The 609-nt window shown below is 42.2% G+C and carries 1 protein-coding gene; it reads left to right on the top strand.

All coding sequences use genetic code 11. The features are described 5' to 3' along the window. Positions 1-354 precede the first annotated feature (354 nt). Positions 355-609, top strand: a 255-nt coding sequence (locus BG32_RS02030; RefSeq protein WP_147434799.1) for an acyltransferase family protein, incomplete at its 3' end; no start/stop codon positions are given.

Below are 609 nucleotides of genomic sequence, written 5' to 3'. Positions count from 1 at the left end.
TCTTTTTCATATATCACACCTCCTGCCAGATGGCCGCTAACTCGTGGATTTTTATTTCGAGAACTGTTCGTATTGCTTTACTAAGTTTCAACTCCGCGAATTCCTTATATAGATAAGTATATCAATGGCGGCGTGATAATTCAGCATTGTATGACTTTGGAATTGTTGTAACCGGGTCAGTTAACCTTTCTTTTGTTTCTCTCCAATATCAAGGAAAATAGGGGATATTTCGGGAAATGATAGCCACTGATTGGCTTCCGTTAACGGTGCCACGCATCTAAAGACAAATAGCTTGAATGAATCCATATCGCCTGTGTTATACTGTCTATGAGATTTTGTGCGGGGTGTTTATTCTTGTCGAGACGTCGGATGGAGGGCCTCACTTCTAGCGATGAAAGAGTTGTCTGGATAGATGTTGCCAGAGGCTTTTTGATGGCGCTGGTCGTTATGTACCATACGCTCCCTCCGCAGATCGCTGCTAATCTCATAAACCCTGCAGCATGCACCTTCTTTTTCCTTTCTGGGCTTATATCTAGAGATATACCGCTGAAAGATAGTATATCAAAGAGATTCAAACAGCTCATGATTCCGTACTACACCATGGCTTTA

The organism is Mesotoga sp. HF07.pep.5.2.highcov (assembly GCF_003666285.1).
Classification (GTDB): domain Bacteria; phylum Thermotogota; class Thermotogae; order Petrotogales; family Kosmotogaceae; genus Mesotoga; species Mesotoga prima.
This window is presented reverse-complemented; position numbering and strand designations above follow the sequence as displayed.